17 protein-coding genes and 1 other annotated feature are annotated in these 17491 nt (G+C 40.9%); of the genes, 4 read left to right on the top strand and 13 right to left on the bottom strand.

What is annotated here, in order from left to right; genetic code table 11:
* Nucleotides 1-5: 5 nt before the first annotated feature.
* The 6 genes from EAE91_RS09920 to EAE91_RS24585 all read right to left on the bottom strand — a co-directional run bounded on the left by EAE91_RS09920 (nt 6) and on the right by EAE91_RS24585 (nt 6680).
* The gene (locus EAE91_RS09920; protein ID WP_214088354.1) at nt 6-1112 is read right to left on the bottom strand and encodes an AAA family ATPase; all 1107 of its coding nucleotides are present in this window, start codon (nt 1110-1112) and stop codon (nt 6-8) included.
* Between the two features lie 490 nt (nt 1113-1602).
* A complete protein-coding gene (locus tag EAE91_RS09915) occupies nt 1603-2163 on the bottom strand; it encodes a chorismate mutase (RefSeq protein ID WP_214088353.1) in 561 nt (186 codons plus the stop codon).
* Between the two features lie 137 nt (nt 2164-2300).
* A complete protein-coding gene (gene mog / locus EAE91_RS09910) occupies nt 2301-2876 on the bottom strand; it encodes a molybdopterin adenylyltransferase (protein WP_214088352.1) in 576 nt (191 codons plus the stop codon).
* 90 nt (nt 2877-2966) lie between these two features.
* On the bottom strand, nt 2967-3920 hold the full coding sequence (gene tal / locus EAE91_RS09905; RefSeq protein WP_214088351.1) for a transaldolase: 954 nt from the start codon (nt 3918-3920) through the stop codon (nt 2967-2969).
* A gap of 133 nt (nt 3921-4053) precedes the next feature.
* Nucleotides 4054-6561, bottom strand: coding sequence for a hypothetical protein (locus EAE91_RS09900; RefSeq protein WP_214088350.1), 2508 nt, complete (start codon nt 6559-6561; stop codon nt 4054-4056).
* A complete protein-coding gene (locus EAE91_RS24585; RefSeq protein ID WP_280520277.1) occupies nt 6558-6680 on the bottom strand; it encodes a hypothetical protein in 123 nt (40 codons plus the stop codon). Before EAE91_RS24585 ends, EAE91_RS09900 begins: the two co-directional genes overlap by 4 nt.
* A 224-nt stretch (nt 6681-6904) precedes the next feature.
* Between EAE91_RS24585 and yaaA the strand changes: the two genes are divergently transcribed.
* The gene (gene yaaA / locus EAE91_RS09895; RefSeq protein ID WP_214088349.1) at nt 6905-7681 is read left to right on the top strand and encodes a peroxide stress protein YaaA; all 777 of its coding nucleotides are present in this window, start codon (nt 6905-6907) and stop codon (nt 7679-7681) included.
* Between the two features lie 49 nt (nt 7682-7730).
* Here yaaA and thrC read toward each other — a convergent pair whose 3' ends face one another.
* The 4 genes from thrC to thrL form a co-directional block, all read right to left on the bottom strand.
* A complete protein-coding gene (thrC, locus tag EAE91_RS09890) occupies nt 7731-9029 on the bottom strand; it encodes a threonine synthase (RefSeq protein WP_214088348.1) in 1299 nt (432 codons plus the stop codon).
* Between the two features lie 3 nt (nt 9030-9032).
* Nucleotides 9033-9962 (bottom strand): homoserine kinase, encoded by a 930-nt coding sequence (thrB, locus tag EAE91_RS09885; protein WP_214088347.1) that lies wholly within the window; start codon nt 9960-9962, stop codon nt 9033-9035.
* Between the two features lie 2 nt (nt 9963-9964).
* Nucleotides 9965-12424 carry a bifunctional aspartate kinase/homoserine dehydrogenase I gene (gene thrA / locus EAE91_RS09880; protein ID WP_214088346.1) on the bottom strand — a complete coding sequence of 820 codons (2460 nt, stop codon included), beginning with the start codon at nt 12422-12424 and terminating at the stop codon, nt 9965-9967.
* A 25-nt stretch (nt 12425-12449) separates the two neighbouring features.
* Nucleotides 12450-12569, bottom strand: a sequence feature (Thr leader region).
* The gene (gene thrL, locus EAE91_RS24965; RefSeq protein ID WP_110882773.1) at nt 12508-12576 is read right to left on the bottom strand and encodes a thr operon leader peptide; all 69 of its coding nucleotides are present in this window, start codon (nt 12574-12576) and stop codon (nt 12508-12510) included. It overlaps the preceding feature by 62 nt.
* Before the next feature lie 658 nt (nt 12577-13234).
* Between thrL and arcA the strand changes: the two genes are divergently transcribed.
* Complete coding sequence (gene arcA / locus EAE91_RS09870) at nt 13235-13951, top strand: two-component system response regulator ArcA (protein ID WP_214088345.1); 717 nt, start codon at nt 13235-13237, stop codon at nt 13949-13951.
* A gap of 67 nt (nt 13952-14018) precedes the next feature.
* Here the strand turns inward: arcA and creA are convergent, their stop codons facing one another.
* Complete coding sequence (gene creA, locus EAE91_RS09865; RefSeq protein ID WP_214088344.1) at nt 14019-14504, bottom strand: protein CreA; 486 nt, start codon at nt 14502-14504, stop codon at nt 14019-14021.
* Nucleotides 14505-15007: 503 nt separating this feature from the next.
* Here creA and robA point away from each other — a divergent pair.
* Nucleotides 15008-15883, top strand: coding sequence for an MDR efflux pump AcrAB transcriptional activator RobA (robA, locus tag EAE91_RS09860; protein ID WP_214088343.1), 876 nt, complete (start codon nt 15008-15010; stop codon nt 15881-15883).
* Here the strand turns inward: robA and gpmB are convergent.
* Complete coding sequence (gene gpmB, locus EAE91_RS09855; protein ID WP_214088342.1) at nt 15880-16527, bottom strand: 2,3-diphosphoglycerate-dependent phosphoglycerate mutase GpmB; 648 nt, start codon at nt 16525-16527, stop codon at nt 15880-15882. The genes robA and gpmB overlap by 4 nt on opposite strands.
* Nucleotides 16528-16581: 54 nt before the next feature.
* Here gpmB and yjjX point away from each other — a divergent pair, with 54 nt between their 5' ends.
* Nucleotides 16582-17112: an inosine/xanthosine triphosphatase gene (yjjX, locus tag EAE91_RS09850; RefSeq protein WP_036777059.1), complete on the top strand. Its 531-nt coding sequence runs from the start codon at nt 16582-16584 to the stop codon at nt 17110-17112.
* A gap of 36 nt (nt 17113-17148) precedes the next feature.
* Here yjjX and trpR read toward each other — a convergent pair whose 3' ends face one another.
* Complete coding sequence (trpR, locus tag EAE91_RS09845) at nt 17149-17469, bottom strand: trp operon repressor (RefSeq protein WP_214053857.1); 321 nt, start codon at nt 17467-17469, stop codon at nt 17149-17151.
* Nucleotides 17470-17491: the final 22 nt, after the last annotated feature.

Below are 17491 nucleotides of genomic sequence, written 5' to 3'. Positions count from 1 at the left end.
AATTCCTACTCCTTGAGATAGCTTGAAATTGTCTGTCTACTTAGCTTCAAAAAACTACCGATTTCAGCCTGAGTAAACAATTTAGTTTCGGAAAGCAAATTAACGATACTTTTTTTATTATCCGAACTTAACCCTTCTCTGTAAGGTATAATCGAGTTATGTGAATCACCCTCAATTATTGCTTGAATGACCGCTATAATATCAATACCCGAATTAGTCAAAATTGCCTGTCTTCTCGCTGCTATTGCTATAGTTTCAATATCTGCTCCGCTTAATCCATCTGATATTATAGATAGTGCTTTTAACTCCTTTGATATGCCCTTGTCTTGGAACAGGAAATGATTCCAAAGAGACTCCCTAACTTCAAGGTTTGGCATACCAAAGCGAATTTTATATGGAAAACGTCGCCAAATCGCGGGGTCTAAAAGATCTGCGTGGTTAGTTGCCGCAATTACTACTGCGCTATCATCCAGTGAATCTAAACCTTGTATCAAAGTATTCACAACACGTTTAAGCTCACCTATTTCGTGCCGATCATCACGTATCTTGGCAACCGCATCAACCTCATCTAATAACAATATGCCATTTCTAGAAGGTACATAATCAAAAATTTGCCTTAAATTCTTAGCCGTATCACCCAATAATGATGATATTACTGAATCTAATCTGACAACGAATAACGGCCTATTTAGTTGAGAAGCAACATGACCAGCAATCAATGTCTTACCGGTACCCGGTGGACCTGATAACAGTAACCCCAATCTTCCTGATAACCCATTTTCAATTAGTTTTTTTTGATGCTTAACACTTTCAATAAAAGCATTAAAAGTAATACTTTCAGACTCGCCCAAAAAAATAGGGGTCACTGACCACTGGTGCTCCTCAATTAGAGGCATTCTTGATTTGGGGTCAACAGGTAAACTATCACTATATCCCGAACTACGAAGTGGAACTCCCTTACGTCTTACTATGGATTTAATTTTTTTGGCAACATCCATATCATCGGCACTGATGGATTTAGCTATTCTATTACTGACACTTCTAACTTCTGTATAATTAGCATCCAAAGACGCTTCTATGAGGGCAACAATGTCCTCAGCAACGATATTCATAACCAACCCCTTAAATATAATGACAATCAAAAATGATTTTTTGTCATGCCAATATGCATGAATGTCATGAATAATGTCGATTTTGTCAACCTAAAAAAATAAATTATCGCCACAATTACAGGCAGGAGTTAAGGAAAAAGCTTAGTCTTTGGTTCGGTTTTGTCAGCACACTGGCTTTTACGCTGTATACGTCAAATTTAACTTCCGAGGAGTTACCATCAATAAGATATAAGGCGCAAGTTCGCCCGTAGGGGATTACTTTTAACGTATGACGTTCAGTGAAAAACTATAAGGCCGCTTTAATCTGGGAGGTATCAAGCCCTGTACAACATTATCAGTGTCTCGTGCATCGGGCAGGGTTATCTGTATGCCGAAACAGATTGTTGCTGTACGTGCTACTGGTAGCTTGAAAAACCGTAAAGCAAATCTAGTTCCAAAGGCTCACATCAAAAAGACCGCCTTTTCTTGCTAAAGAACGAGAGACTGTGATTTATTTTAATTTCACTTTCTCAAGCGCCGCGAAAATTTGCTGCTTATCTGAATCTCTTAAGTTATGTTGTTGAATATTCTTCATAAACATTTCTTTGTCAGAAGCGCTTATTTTCTCTCCGGCTTTGAGCAAAATTGCAATTTGTTGGAAGATTTCCGTATTCAGCCCACTAATTTTAATCCGAATATCATCTAGCGACTTCGGTTGCCAACCATTTTCAGGAACTGATAACCAATCAGCTCGATAGCGATATTGAATCGCCTTTGCAGCATCCATCTGGATTATAATGAACGGCCTAACTGATTCTCCATTTAATCCGAAAGATTCAGCCTCACTTATTGATTTAGCAAGAACCTTATCTTCTTGAGCCAAAACTTCAACAGGTAAATGGTTTTCAGCCTTGTATCCCGCCACATCTTTCATGTAAGAAAGGCGCTGATTAATCAACTGAGCTACCGTCGCCTTTGCCTCCATTGCTAGCGTCACCGTTGGTGACATTGCGCTCATAACCAATGCCAAACCAGCAATAAAGCTAATCCTTACCTTTTTTGACCATTCCATTTTTTCACCTAAAAATTTATTTAAAGCAACTAATCAACATACCAAATGAATTATAAACTTATAATGTTGAAGTTGCCTTTTTATAGGCGGCAGATAAAAGTTCGATTTTTTGATTCTTTCTACAATCAACTCATTATTCAACGGCGAGCACCTTTCGGCCTAAAAGCGGCGACTACCTTATCATTAGTTTCCACATACGGGCCATCCAGCAATTGGATACAATACGGCACGCTGGCAAAAATGCCGGATACCAGAACATTGCCATTCTCGTCTTTCAAACCTTCCAGCGTTTCTGCGATTGCCTTTGGTTGCCCTGGCAAATTCAAGATAAGAGCCTGCTTACGGATAACACCAACCTGACGGGATAAAATTGCCGTTGGAACAAATTGCAAACTAATCTGACGCATCTGTTCGCCATAACCCGGCATTTCACGGTCTGCAACCGCTAATGTGGCATCAGGCGTCACATCTCGACGAGCCGGGCCGGTTCCACCAGTGGTCAAAACCAAATGACAGCCGATTTCATCCACCAACTCACACAAGGTTTGTTCAATGATGATCTGCTCATCCGGGATCAGACGAGTCTCTATCTGAAAAGGGGTGGTAATCGCACTTTTCAGCCACTCTTCCAATGCCGGAATCCCTTTGTCCTGATAAATACCGCTTGATGCACGATCAGAGACGGATACCAGGCCAATGCGCAGTTCATTCATATAAACCTCAATCAACACAATTAACTAAATAACAAAAAGGCGGCCAATTATGCCGCCTTTAACGCTAAAAGAATAGTTTATCGCCTATCATTACAGCAGATCAGCGATCATCTTCTCAAGTTTGCCCTGATCAATAGCAAATTTACGGATACCATCCGCCAGTTTTTCTGTTGCCATTGCATCCTGATGATGTTCCCAATAGAACTGAGCTTCATTCAATGGCTCTGGACGCGCTTTAATTTCACCGGTATAACCCAGTTTACGTTCAACTTCACCCTGAGCTTCGGACAGCTCTTTCAACAGCGCAGGGGCAATAGTCAAACGGTCGCAACCGGCCAATTCCAAGATCTCACCGGAATTACGGAAACTTGCTCCCATAACTACAGTGTTATAGCCATGTTGTTTATAGTATTGGTAGATTTCAGTCACAGAAATGACGCCTGGATCTTCGTGTGGAGCGAACTCTTTCTGATCGCTGTTCGCTTTATACCAGTCAAGAATACGACCAACGAATGGCGAAATCAGATAAACCCCGGCTTCCGCACAAGCACGCGCCTGAGCAAAGGAGAACAGTAGTGTCAGGTTACAGTTAATCCCTTCTTTTTCTAGCTGTTCAGCCGCGCGGATACCCTGCCAGGTTGAAGCCAATTTGATCAGAATCCGATCATTGCTGATACCTGCCTCGTTATACAACTTAATCAAGCGCTTAGCTTTGGCAACACTGCGTTCAGTGTCATAAGACAAACGGGCATCAACTTCGGTCGAAATACGGCCAGGGATCAGTTTGAGAATTTCCAAACCAATATTTACTGCCAGTTTATCACTAGCATCCACAATCTGTTGCTCGCGGGAATCGCTCTGTTCACGCGCCCACGCAATTGCTTCATCAATTAGTTTACGGTATTCAGGAATCTGTGCAGCGTTAAGGATCAGAGATGGGTTAGTTGTCGCATCTTGTGGCTGATAAAGTTTCATCGCCGCAATATCCCCGGTATCTGCTACTACTGTTGTCAGTTTACGCAGGGAGGTTAGTTTATCGGTCATTTTGTCATATCTCATCGTTATGCGTGAAATTGTGGCATTGTTATTGAGCCATCCACTGATAATAACACGGTAAGACCTTGCTGCAAGGCGGTAAAACGACCACTCGCAGTCATTCACTCTGTAGCCAATCTTTTCATACCACTTCGCTAATGTTCAATATTGAACCAATAGTTTCCATATGTGAGACAACGATTATTTTCTTATTTTTATCAATTCTATTTATTAATTTCCTGCAATCAAACTCATCAAATATAATCACCTCTGAATCAGATTTATTGAGATAATCTAAAAATCTATCGTTTGCTAAATAGGGATCAAAATTATGGTCTATATATATGTATCCTTTTATTTCAGATAATTTCTTAAGAAAAAAAGTCTTACCACTTCCATTATTTCCTACTAATTGTATAACTCTATCTTTTTCCAAACTTTGCTCTAAAATTGATAATTTAGAAAATAAATCTCTTTCTTTATAATAAATATTGTTGTGTTCAGTGATCCTTTTAATAGATACAATTTCTGACAAATATCCAAATATAGCGAAATAAAAAATGACGATTCTATTATCTAAGTTTATAGCAGCGGTAATGTTATCTGATTCAAAACTGGGATATAAAGAATAAAAAATTATCAAACTCGATATTATAAGACCTAATATAGAAGCCAAAGAATTAATTAAATATCGTTTTGATGCTACGGTATATAAACTACGTATTCCAAATAAAATAGTGTCACGACAAAAACGATTAGCTGGACCACATTGAGGTAGTTTTTTAATATAAGAAAAATGAATTGATAAAGCATGGAGCTCTTTATAGTGTTTATTTCTATTATCCTTGTACAGAGGATACAATAAATAAATACTAGTAAGAAATATAAGCATGGTACCAAACACAATCATAAAATTTTCAGAATTAAGAAATAAAAGTACAGTCCCGACAAATATCGAACCAAACCAGAAAATATCCTTGGCATACATGGTAAATTTATTTATTATTACATTGTATTCATGCTTAAATAAGTTGAAACCTTCCACTCTAAAGTTACTTTTAATGGAACTATATACGTCTTGTCTTGCTCTTTTTCTTATCTTAAGCTCTATTAAATATGATCCTACAATCAATGAAATCATACCTAATAGAGATATAGATATTATCTTATAAATCTCACTATCATATTCATTGTATGTCACTCTTCCCAACTCGAATAACGAAAGACTAGCAATGAATAATAGTAAAGTTCCAATTACAGAGTTATAACTAAAAACATATAGAAACTGAGAAATTTTTGATTTATTAATCTTATAACTTTCACCTAGTATAACGCCATTATCTGACGTCGATTTTATAGGTTTATTTTTTGTTTCCAATTCAATATTATTAAATTTATGCGAAAATGATAATATAATATCAATTTCATACTCTGCCTTTATTTTTGAAATTATACTTTCCAAATCAAATAATAAGTTAGAATCCCAACCAGCTCTATTAACATCAAAATAAATATGGCCTCTATAATTATCAATTATAGCCATATATACATTTCTTACAGCAAAAATAAGATTCAATTGTCCCCTTGATAGATCGCTAATGTTTGAACTCATATCAATATATTTATCAATCTGAAAAATTTCATAACTTAATTTATTTAATATGCTTCTATTGATTAGATCTTTTGATAAATATATATTTCCCAGAATAGTTTTCTCAATAAAACCCTGCTCTCCATCTAAATCATAATACTCTTCTGGTTTGTATCGATAATTTTTACATCTCCTAATAATTGACAATTTAGCCAGATAACCATCATAAAATGGCGTTAGTAATCTAACTAAACCAAGATATTCACTAACCAAAATTAGAGAATATAAAAGAATAAGTAGTTTATCACTATTATATATTTCCTTACCAATCAAAATGAGAAACAAAACAGGAATAATTTTTAAAAATGCATTTGAGGAAATATCTACAGCTCTCCACAATGAATCAATACGTTTTACTTTTTCTTCAATATTAATAATTCTATTAAAACTTAAAAGTTTCCCTCCCTGGTATCTAGTTAACAATATAGTAGTCAGAGCTTCGAAATTATCTCCAATAAATTTATATCTCCATTTTCTTATCTTTGCTAATTGCTTAGAGAGATAAGCTCGCTTTTTAAATAGAAAAAATGATAATGGTATCAATATAGAACACAAAGACAGTAAGCCAACTGTTCCCCCTTCAACATTAATGACCATTAGAACAGAGAGATAAATGAAACAGATTACCTTAGATATCATCAAAACCACACTAACATCATAGGTGGAATAATTTACAATATCATGCTCATTCTGCTGGGCATCTTTTTTATTAGTGAAACAACTACTAAATGTTGAGAGAATATAAGCCTGCTTTTTAGTGATGAAAAATAGACTTAGATTATTAATCACACTCAAGATGGGTCTTAATATTACAATTAAGAAAATAATAAAGCCAACACTACTCGTATCTAAACCACTAGTTAAAGGAAGTGTTATTATGTAAATCAATATGAAAAATAAAAAAAAAGAAGATAATAAATTAACTATTACCTCAACGGGAAATATAATTAAGGTGCTATATTGCTTTGTTAAATTATTCTTAATTGCAGAAATGCTCATTTGCTACCTGCATTAATTATAAAAATGATGCCAAGTCTTGAAGATTCAATCTTAATATCTTCATCTTCTCTTACTTGTTTAGGTAAGCGTATTAATTTAGACCTTTCTTTATTATTCACCTCTTTCTCCTTTAATTGACGATATTTATTAGTTTACTGGAATAAGGGAAATATTTGAATATTATTATCATTAAAGCTAATATTGTTCAACAAAATGAAGTACAAAATTATCAGCTTGTTACCCTACAGATACCACGCACAAAGTTTCCGCTATCGTCGTGATTCATTCTTTATTATCCTATCTTCTGTTAAAGTATCCTCATCTGAACAACCGGGACGATATTATGCTTATTACTATTTCACCAGCAAAAACCCTTGATTATGAAAGCACGCTTGCCACGGAAGAATATAGCCAACCAGAATTACTCGACCAATCAAAGCAATTAATCAGTGTTTGTCGCGAACTGACGCCTGCCCAAATTGCGAGTTTGATGGGTATCAGCGATAAACTTGCCGGCTTGAATGCCGCTCGTTTTGGCGAATGGCATGCTGATTTCACGCCAGAAAATGCCCGTCAAGCCATCTTGGCATTTAAAGGTGATGTTTATACCGGTATGCAGGCTGAATCTTTCTCCGATAAGGATTTTGATTTTGCTCAGAATCATCTGCGTATCCTGTCTGGCCTTTATGGTGTACTTCGTCCGTTGGATCTGATGCAACCTTACCGGCTGGAAATGGGGATAAAACTGGAAAATAAACGCGGTAAAGATCTCTACGCTTTCTGGGGAGATCTGATCACAGAAAAACTCAATGAGGCGCTGGAACAACAAGGTGATAATGTGTTGGTTAATTTGGCTTCCGATGAATATTTCAAATCCGTGAATACGAAAAAGTTAGCCGGTAAAATTATCAAACCTGTATTCCTCGATGAGAAAAATGGTAAGTATAAAATCATCAGTTTTTATGCGAAAAAAGCTCGTGGGCTAATGAGCCGGTTTATTATTCAGAATCAATTAACGCAAATTGACCGTCTGGCGGAATTTAATCTGGATGGCTACGCCTTTGATGAATCGTTATCCAAAGGAAATGAGTTGGTATTTAAGCGCCCTGAACAACATTAAAACCTTATTATCAATAATAAACGCCGCATGATCTGTGCGGCGCCCATTTTCATAATGACTTGGGTGCTCTTTCCATCAAGAAAGCTCGCAACCTAGCAAAATCTGCCGGTAAGTAATGGGATAGCAACTCCAGATCAGCCCGTTCAGCCAAAGCTTCGGGCAATGGTAATTCCCTACCCAGAATTTGCTCCACGCTCTCTTTAAATTTCGCTGGATGAGCCGTACCGAGAAATAATCCGTATTCACCGTTTTGTAATTGATCACGCAGAACACGATAAGCAACTGCGGCATGAGGTTCAGAGATATAACCCAGTTTAGCCAGTTCCTTAATCGTCTCTTTTGTCACGTCATCACTGACTACACCATATCCCAATTCACTCAACGGCCAAGATTTACGGCAAAACAGCGCTTCAATCCGTGGCCAATTGTTTGGCTGGCTCACATCCATTGCGTTGGAAAGCGTGGCAACGGTCTGATGCGGCAACCATTTTCCATCCTCTAGATAGCGTGGCACCGTATCGTTAACATTAGTGGCAGCGATAAAACGTTTTACCGGCAATCCCATCGATTTTGCCAATAAACCCGCAGTCAAATCACCAAAATTCCCACTCGGTACAGAGATAACCAGTTGTTCACGCTGATCTTCTGGTAGCTGAGCAACCGCTTCAAAGTAGTAGCAAATTTGCGCCAACAAACGGCTGATGTTAATTGAGTTGGCTGAATTGAGATACAGAGCTTGTTTCAACTCCTGATCATCAAACGCCTGTTTAACCAACGCCTGGCAATCATCAAAATCGCCATCAATCGCCACTGTGTGAATATTACTGCCCAATGTACAAAACAGTTTTTCCTGTAACGGGCTGATTTTGCCCTGTGGATAGAGGATTACCACCTGTACATTATTTAGCCCATAAAAGGCGTGCGCTACTGCTGCCCCCGTATCGCCGGAAGTCGCAGTCAGGATAGTTACCGGCTGCTCACCAGCAACTTGTGCCAACATTTGCGCCATAAAACGGCCACCAAAATCTTTAAATGCCAGAGTCGGGCCGTGGAATAATTCCAGCGTTGCAACATCATTTTCCACTTTGGTAACAGGTGCCGGAAAAGTAAAAGCGTGCTTAACTCGTGTCGCCAGTTGTTCTGGCGGAATTTCTTCGCCAATAAACGCTGAAAGAATGCGACCACTGCGGGTAACAAAATCCAGTTTCAATAGTTGGTCAATTTCTTCACGACTAAATTCCGGCAAATCTTGCGGGAAGAAAAGCCCTTGCTGTTTGCCTAACCCCTGCTTGACTGCCTGTGCAAAACTCACCTGCTCGCTGTTGTCTTTCAAGTTATACAGTTTCATCAGTTACCCTATCTGTCGTGCGCCTGCGAGATCCAGACGGCAAATGTGTACAAAACCTTCATCATTTTGAACATAGTGCTGTTGCAGCCACTCTGCTATTTCTTCTGCGGCTGCCATATCATTACAAATGGAGAACAAGGTCGGGCCAGAACCAGAAATGCCACACGCCAATGCACCTACCCGTTTTGCGGTTTCACGTGCCTTGGCAAAGCCCGGCAGCAGTTGAGTACGATACGGTTCAGCCACCACATCTTTCATCAATTTAGCTGCCAGTTCTGGTTGCCGTGTATGACAGGCATGAATAAAACCAGCAAGAAAGCGTCCATGATCGATAACATCCTGCTTCGAATATTCCACAGGTAAAATTGCTCTAGCTTCTGCGGTAGAAACTTTGATGCCCGGATAGGCCATCACCCATAACCATTCATCAAAGGAAGGTACCGACTGACAGATAATATCCCCCTGTTCCATAATCAGTTGTAAACCGCCGAGATAACATGGAGCAACATTATCATAGTGAATACTGCCGGAAATACGTCCTTCCAGTTCCCCCATCATTGCCAGTAATTGACTCTCACTAAACGGGAGGCCCACAAACTCGTTCAGTGCCATCAAACCAGCAACAACAGAGCAAGCGCTGGAGCCAAGGCCAGAACCAATCGGCATATTTTTTTCCAGCGTCATTGCCACCGGTAATGGTTTGCCCAAACGCTGGCAGAATAATTGCCAACATTGATAAACGATGTTGTGCTCCAGCTCCTCAGGTAACTTCCCCACAAACGGTCCTTCATTACTTAAACTGAAGCTCTCCGCTGCCCGGACAGTAACGCAATCACCTAATAAAGTACCATCAACCGGAGAGACCGCAGCTCCCAGTACATCAAACCCAACACTGACATTACCAATAGAGGCAGGCGCATAAACTTTAATCACAATTAAACTCCCTGTTTCCAAGACAAGGTACGTAGCATATCTGCGAACACACCTGCGGCAGTAACATCATTACCCGCTCCGTATCCCCGCAGTACCAGCGGTATTGGCTGATAGTAGCGCGTGTAGAATGCCAACGCATTTTCGCCATTTTTGACTTTATAAAGCGGATCATTGCCATCTACTGCGGCGATTTTCACCTTACAACGGCCATCTTCAATTATGCCAACATAGCGCAGCACTTTTCCCTGCCCTTTGGCTTCTGCCACACGCTGGCTGAAAACCTGATCAAGAGAGGGTAAACGCTCAAGGAAAGTATCCACGCCACCACTGTTATCAAAGGAAGCTGGCAGTACAGGCTCCACATCAATATCATCCAGTTCCAGTTCATAACCTGATTCACGAGCGAGGATCAACAGTTTACGAGCAACATCCATGCCAGACAGATCATCACGCGGATCGGGTTCGGTATAACCCTTCTCTTTTGCCAGTAACGTCGCCTGAGATAGTGACATTCCTTCATCTAGCATACCGAAAATAAAAGAGAGAGAACCGGAAAGAATGCCATTGAACTGAATCAGTTCATCACCCGCATTAAGCAGGTTTTGTAAGTTTTCAATCACCGGCAGACCAGCCCCGACGTTAGTGTCATACAGAAATTTGCGTTTAGATTTCTCTGCCGCTTTACGAATCTGATGGTAATAAGCCATTGATGACGTATTGGCTTTTTTATTCGGCGTGACCACGTTAAAACCATCACTCAGGAAACTGGCGTATTGATCAGCAATTTGCTGATTAGAGGTACAATCCACTATCACCGGGTTCAGCAAATGGTACTCTTTTTCCAAACGGATCAGACGACTCAAACTAAAAGGTTCTTTGGCCTCTGATAAACATTGCTGCCAATTATCAAGGCAAATACCTCTCATGTCCGTCAACATAGCCCGTGAATTAGCAATACCACATACCCGTAAATCAATGTGCTTTTGCTTCAACCAAGTTTGCTGACGACGGATCTGCTCAATCAAAACACTGCCGACACCACCAACCCCGACAACAAAAACTTCGATCACCTGATCGGTATTAAATAACATTTGATGGCACAAACGAACGGCTGTCGTTGCTACTTCATTATCGATAACCGCGGAGATAGAACGTTCAGAAGATCCCTGTGCGATGGCAACGATATTGATATTACCGCGAGCCAATGCCGAGAAGAAGCGGGCAGAGATGCCACGCAAGGTACGCATACCATCGCCAACAACAGAGATAATGGAAAGATTTTCCATCACATCCAAAGGGTCAAGAACACCATCTTTCAGTTCAAGATAGAATTCTTCACTTAGCGCCTGGCGAGCACGCTCCAATTCACGTTGAGGCACACAAAAACTGATACTGTATTCCGAAGATGACTGAGTAATCAGCACAACAGAGATCCCTTTGCGAGACATAACAGCAAATACCCTTGCCGCCATCCCCACCATTCCCTTCATTCCCGGGCCTGATACGTTAATCATCGCCATACTGCTCAGGTTGGTAATCCCTTTTACCGGTGTACTTTCATCTTTCTGCCCGTCACCAATAAGTGTTCCCGGCGCTTCTGGATTAGCGGTATTTTTAATCAAACAAGGGATCTGAAATTGAGCAATCGGGGAAATAGTCCGTGGATGCAACACCTTGGCACCGAAATAAGAGAGTTCCATCGCTTCCTGATAGGACATGCCTTTTAGTAACCGCGCATCCGGCACAACTCTGGGATCACAGGTATAAACGCCATCCACATCAGTCCAGATTTCGCAACATGTCGCCCGCAAACAAGCCGCCAAAACCGCAGCAGAATAGTCAGAACCATTACGCCCCAGAACAACTAGCTCCCCTTTATCATTTCCGGCCGTAAATCCAGCCATCAGAACAATATGGTCATCAGGAATATTCAGAGAAGCAATACGCTTCGTAGACTCGTTGATATCTACCGTAGATTCAAGGTAATGGCCTTGTGCCAACAAATTTGCTACCGGATCAATCACCGTGACCTTGTGACCACGCGCCTGCAATACAGACGCCATGATGGCGATAGAGAGTTTCTCCCCGCGACAAATCAGGGAAGCGTTAATGCTGTCCGGACATTGCCCGAGTAACGAAATACCATGCAGAACCTGTTTCAATTGAGCCAGTTCTTGCTCAACCATCATTTTTAACCGTTCATAAGCAAAACCAGGTTGCACCTGTGCCAATCCCTGTAATAAATCAGCAAAGATCTGCTCAGCATCATGCATATGGGTAATGATCTCTTGCCCGGCTACCGTTTTTTCAATCATCGCCACTAAATGATTGGTAATTTTTGCCGGTGCGGAAAGCACCAACGCAACTCCGCCTTGGGAAAGTTTTTTTTCTGCAATATCGGCAACGCTCAGCACACGCTGGTAATTAGCGACCGAAGTTCCGCCAAATTTAAGCACTCGCATTAACATGTTTCTCCTGATTCCACGCCAAAAAAAAGCCCGCATCTGATTTGGATGCGGGCTTTTTTCTCTGTTTTATGTATGCGTCAGCCCGCCCCGCAACCTGTGGTTCCGGTGGTGGTAATAATTGTGGTTTTCAGGCTGATAGTTTGCATAGGTTCCTGTCTGTCATTTAATGGGTTCGACCCTATATTGGTTAAATGATTTTGTGCGCGAAGTCAAACATTTTCTCTAAATAATCTTATGTTTTTGATATTTTTAGCCTTGGAATAATGCATTTCATGGTCGTCAATGCAAACAAATATTTCTCATTGGATACAATCTTTTAGTCATTAAATCCATTTTTAACAAAATTAACAATATATTTTATCTTTTAGCAAAAATCAGTTATTTTTGTTCACCATCAAGCTCATGGGAGGTTGTTTTTTATACAAAAGATACGCTGTACATTAATAAAAATTTGTCATTTGCATGACTGAATACAAGGTATAAAATAACCAATATAAATAATATTAACGTGCTACAATCAATTTTGATGTACGTCAATAAAAGGTAGTTTTTTTAGATGGTAAATGCATTGCAAGCTGTTATATTGCTGTTAATGGACTAACATAACACTGTTTAACCAGTTTTTTGGGTATATACCCACCAAAGGAAAAGCAACTTTTACTTTCAGTGTAAAACATATCAATAAATGTTATTACTGATTTAAGCTATAATTTCAGTGATGACAAATAATAACCAGTAAATATCCTGAGATAAGAGTAGTTTGAATCATTCTGATTTATTTTTAAGCGATTCTAGGTAGCAACCATGCAAACCCCGCACATTTTGATTGTTGAAGACGAAATTGTCACTCGCAATACCCTAAAAAGCATTTTCGAAGCTGAAGGGTACATCGTTTATGAAGCCACCGATGGTTCAGAGATGCACCACATTCTGTCAAACAGTGACATTAACTTGGTGATTATGGACATTAACCTTCCAGGCAAAAATGGCTTGTTACTTGCTCGCGAACTGCGTGAGCAAGCAAATGTTGCCCTGATGTTCCTGACCGGCCGTGACAACGAAGTAGACAAAATCCTTGGCTTGGAAATTGGTGCGGATGATTACATCACCAAACCATTTAATCCGCGTGAATTAACTATTCGCGCTCGCAACCTGCTTTCTCGTACTATGAATCTGAGTAATATTAGCGAGGAACGTCGCCAGGTTGAGAGTTATAAATTCAACGGTTGGGAATTAGATATCAATAGCCGTTCTCTGATAAGCCCGGCGGGAGAGCAGTATAAATTGCCACGCAGCGAGTTCCGCGCCATGCTTCATTTCTGTGAAAATCCAGGCAAAATCCAAACACGCGCAGATTTACTGAGAAAAATGACAGGTCGTGAACTGAAACCTCATGATCGTACCGTTGATGTAACGATTCGCCGCATCCGTAAACATTTCGAATCAACGCCAGATACGATGGAAATTATCGCCACCATTCACGGTGAAGGCTATCGTTTCTGTGGTGATTTGGAAGCATAACTTGAACTATCGGTAAGCCTGTAAAAATGACAGGATGGGATATCCCTGTAGGACCCCATCCTGCCCCTCAATTTTCCACCGCCTTCCACGGCATAATGGGTACAGCACTGATCGCATTCTTCGGTGAACCATCGATCATCTTATCGGAATATGTCAGATAGACTAATGCATTACGGCTTGCATCGTAGAAGCGGACGACTTGAAGCTTTTTAAACACTAGTGAAGTTCGTTTCTGGAAAACCACCTGACCTTTTTTACTGCTCTTTTTAATCTTGTCTGTTAGTTCAATCTCTCCAACCTGCTGACAAGAAATCGCCGCATCAGAAGTATCTTCCGCAAGTCCTAAGCCCCCTTTTATTCCGCCTGTTTTTGCCCTGCTCAAGTAGCAAGTCACATTTTTAACATCAGGATCATCAAACGCTTCCACGACAATTTTGTGATCAGGCCCGATAAATTTAAAAACAGTGTCTACCGAGCCAATCTCTTCAGCCTGAGTCGCCACAGGTATGAACAACAATGTTGTTGTTACTAGTATCTTTATGATTTTTAACATATATAGTCTCGTGCCTCAATTAATCAAGCGTAAAATTTCACCACCCAGATACCAAATAGGCGGTAATACCACCCAATAGCAATAATTACTTATTAGAATAATTTCACAAAGTAATGAGTGAAATAATAATACGAATAAGTATCCTATTGTAAATATAAGACTTGTTTTACACTTAGCTCTTATATCTAGTAGAGTTATTGTTGAATGCCACGCTTGTCAATACATTATGAACACCAACAGTACGCAGACACCAGAACAGATACGCAATACATAGGAATGATTCGTTTTACTCACTCTGTAAGCCTGTTCAAGTGGCAAACAAAATAGCCTAGTAGTAATACCCTATGGATTTCAAGATGCATCGCGGCGGCAAGGGAACGAATCCCCGGGAGCATAGATAACTATGTGACCGGGGTGAGTGCAGCCAACAAAGAAGCAACTTGAAAGATAACGGGTATAGGTTCTTATATTGTTCTTTCTGGTCTTAACGACTAAGGAGATGTATGGATCAAACCGGCATCATTCGTGATTTATTACGTTGGCTAGATAATCATTTAGATCAACCGTTATCACTCAATAATGTTGCAGCTAAAGCAGGTTATTCTAAATGGCACCTGCAACGTATGTTTAAAGACATTACCGGCCAGGCTATTGGCTCCTATATCCGTGCCAGAAGGTTATCACGGGCAGCCGTTGCTTTACGTTTAACCAGCCGCCCTATTCTGGATATTGCTTTACAGTACCAGTTTGACTCCCAACAAACTTTCACTCGCGCATTTAAAAAACAATTTAATAAAACACCTGCACTTTATCGTCTCAGTGAGGAGTGGTGCGCCACAGGTATTCGCCCGCCCATATTGCTGGATAAGAGGTATATTCCCGAAGCAACCTATCTCACTCTAGAGGAACAACCACTGGTTGGTATAGAGCAGACCTGTTCTTATACACTGGAACAATGGTCCAGTTTTTGTACTGAAATGCGACACAATTTCTGGACCTACTATCTGAAAAATGCGGAAGTGTTACCTCCTGTACTTTATGGCCTTCATCATGCGACTCCCAATCCAGAAAAAGAAGATGAACAAACCGTGTTGTACACAACAGCGGTAGAACCCCAATATGCCCTGTTTGATGTGGCAGGAAGCCAACCTGTTACATTACCGGCTGGAGAATACGTCTCATTTAGTTACTACGGCACCAAAGATGGCTTACAGGATTTTCTGTTTACCGTCTACGGTATTTGCCTGCCAATGCTAAACCTGACACGTAGGAAAGGATACGATATCGAGCGATATTATCTTACCAATACCAATGATAGAGACAAGGAAGCGGCGAACCATATCATCGAATTTCAGTATCTCATTCCTATCCAGCATTAACGTTGTAATTCATCCAGTGCGGGCGTATCCAGATGTGTGATATCGCCTGCCGTTTCTACAATCCAGCCTGACGCCAGCCACGGACTGTGTTGATAATCCACTCTGGACAGAGAGCAATTTCTCAGGCGAAGACGACGTTCAGCATGCGCGGGCAATCCCAGTATTGTGCTAACCAAACATCCCAAAGCAATGCCATGACTGACTAACAACGGCCGACTACCAACCGGCAGATTACGGCAGCTTTCCAGCGCAGCTCTCATACGCACAGCGAGTTCATCCATCGATTCACCTTCGGGGATACGTCCCCCAGGTGTGCCATCAAGGACTTGCTTACGCCAGTTCTCCTCTTCCGAGGTCAAAGAATCAATAATTCTGCGTTCAAGCACCCCCATATTCAACTCGCGCAAACGTGGCTCCAGAATAACTTCACAGCCACAAACCTCAGCAATGATTTCCGCCGTTCGGCGTGTCCGTCCAAGGTCGCTGGTAATAATATGGGTAATACTTTCCGATTTTACTCTTTGCGCCACTAATCTGGCTTGATGTTCGCCTGTTTCGGTCAAAGGGCTGTCAGATTGTCCCTGAATACGACGTGCCGCATTCCATTCGGACTCCCCATGCCGAACAAGATATACCTGTAACATTTTCATTTTCCGTTATACTGCGTAAATACTCGTTCAAAGGATAACTCATCTATTATGTATCACGTTATTGCTGCAACCACCAACCCTGCAAAAATTAAAGCCATTAGTCTCGCCTTTGATGATGTTTTTGGGCCAGGTACTTATCGGATCGAAGATATCAATGTAGACAGTAGCGTCCCACAACAACCCATTGGTAACACGGAAACCCGTACTGGTGCCCGTCAGCGTGTCATGGCGGCCAGACAAGTTCGTCCTGAAGCAGATTTTTGGGTCGGTGTGGAAGCAGGTATTGAAGATGATATGACATTTGCCTGGATGGTTGTGGAATATCAGCAAATTCGCGGAGAATCTCGTTCAGCCAGTCTAATGCTGCCAGAGAAAATTCTTGATGGTATTCGAGAAGGTCGAGAATTAGGCCACGAAATGGCCTACCTTACAGGCATCAATAACATTAAGCAGAAAGATGGGGCGATTGGCTTTTTTACTGATGGCATCCTGACTCGTACCAGTGTGTACCACCAAGCTCTGATACTCGCTTTAGTACCGGTACATCATGAAATTTATAAAGAACTGAACGCCCGTTAAACAGGCATTCATCATTAGGCCGCAGTTGGCGGCCTGCTATTTCAGTAATTGCTGTTCCAACCAAGCCTTCACATCGTTTGAGGCAAATTTCAGGCTATTAGAGCCGCGCGTAATCGTCGCAATCCCCACCCCAAGTTCATTTTTCAGCTCACGTTGACTCATTTTTCCACTCATCAACTCCTTGATGATTCGTACTCTGGTAGCCAGTGCTGTCCGTTCATCTGGCGTCAATAATAACTGTAAAATCGGATGCTGTAGATCTTCAGCAAAAGCCTGTTGGAGTAATGTCACGAAACATTGCCAATCTTCATGATCTTGCGGCGAAAGTGCCGGGTCTGTTAGATGATTCGTCGTCATAATCAATCAGTCATCATACTAT

It is taken from the genome of Photorhabdus noenieputensis (genome assembly GCF_018448935.1).
In the GTDB taxonomy this organism is placed as follows: Bacteria; Pseudomonadota; Gammaproteobacteria; order Enterobacterales; family Enterobacteriaceae; genus Photorhabdus; species Photorhabdus noenieputensis.
This window is presented reverse-complemented; position numbering and strand designations above follow the sequence as displayed.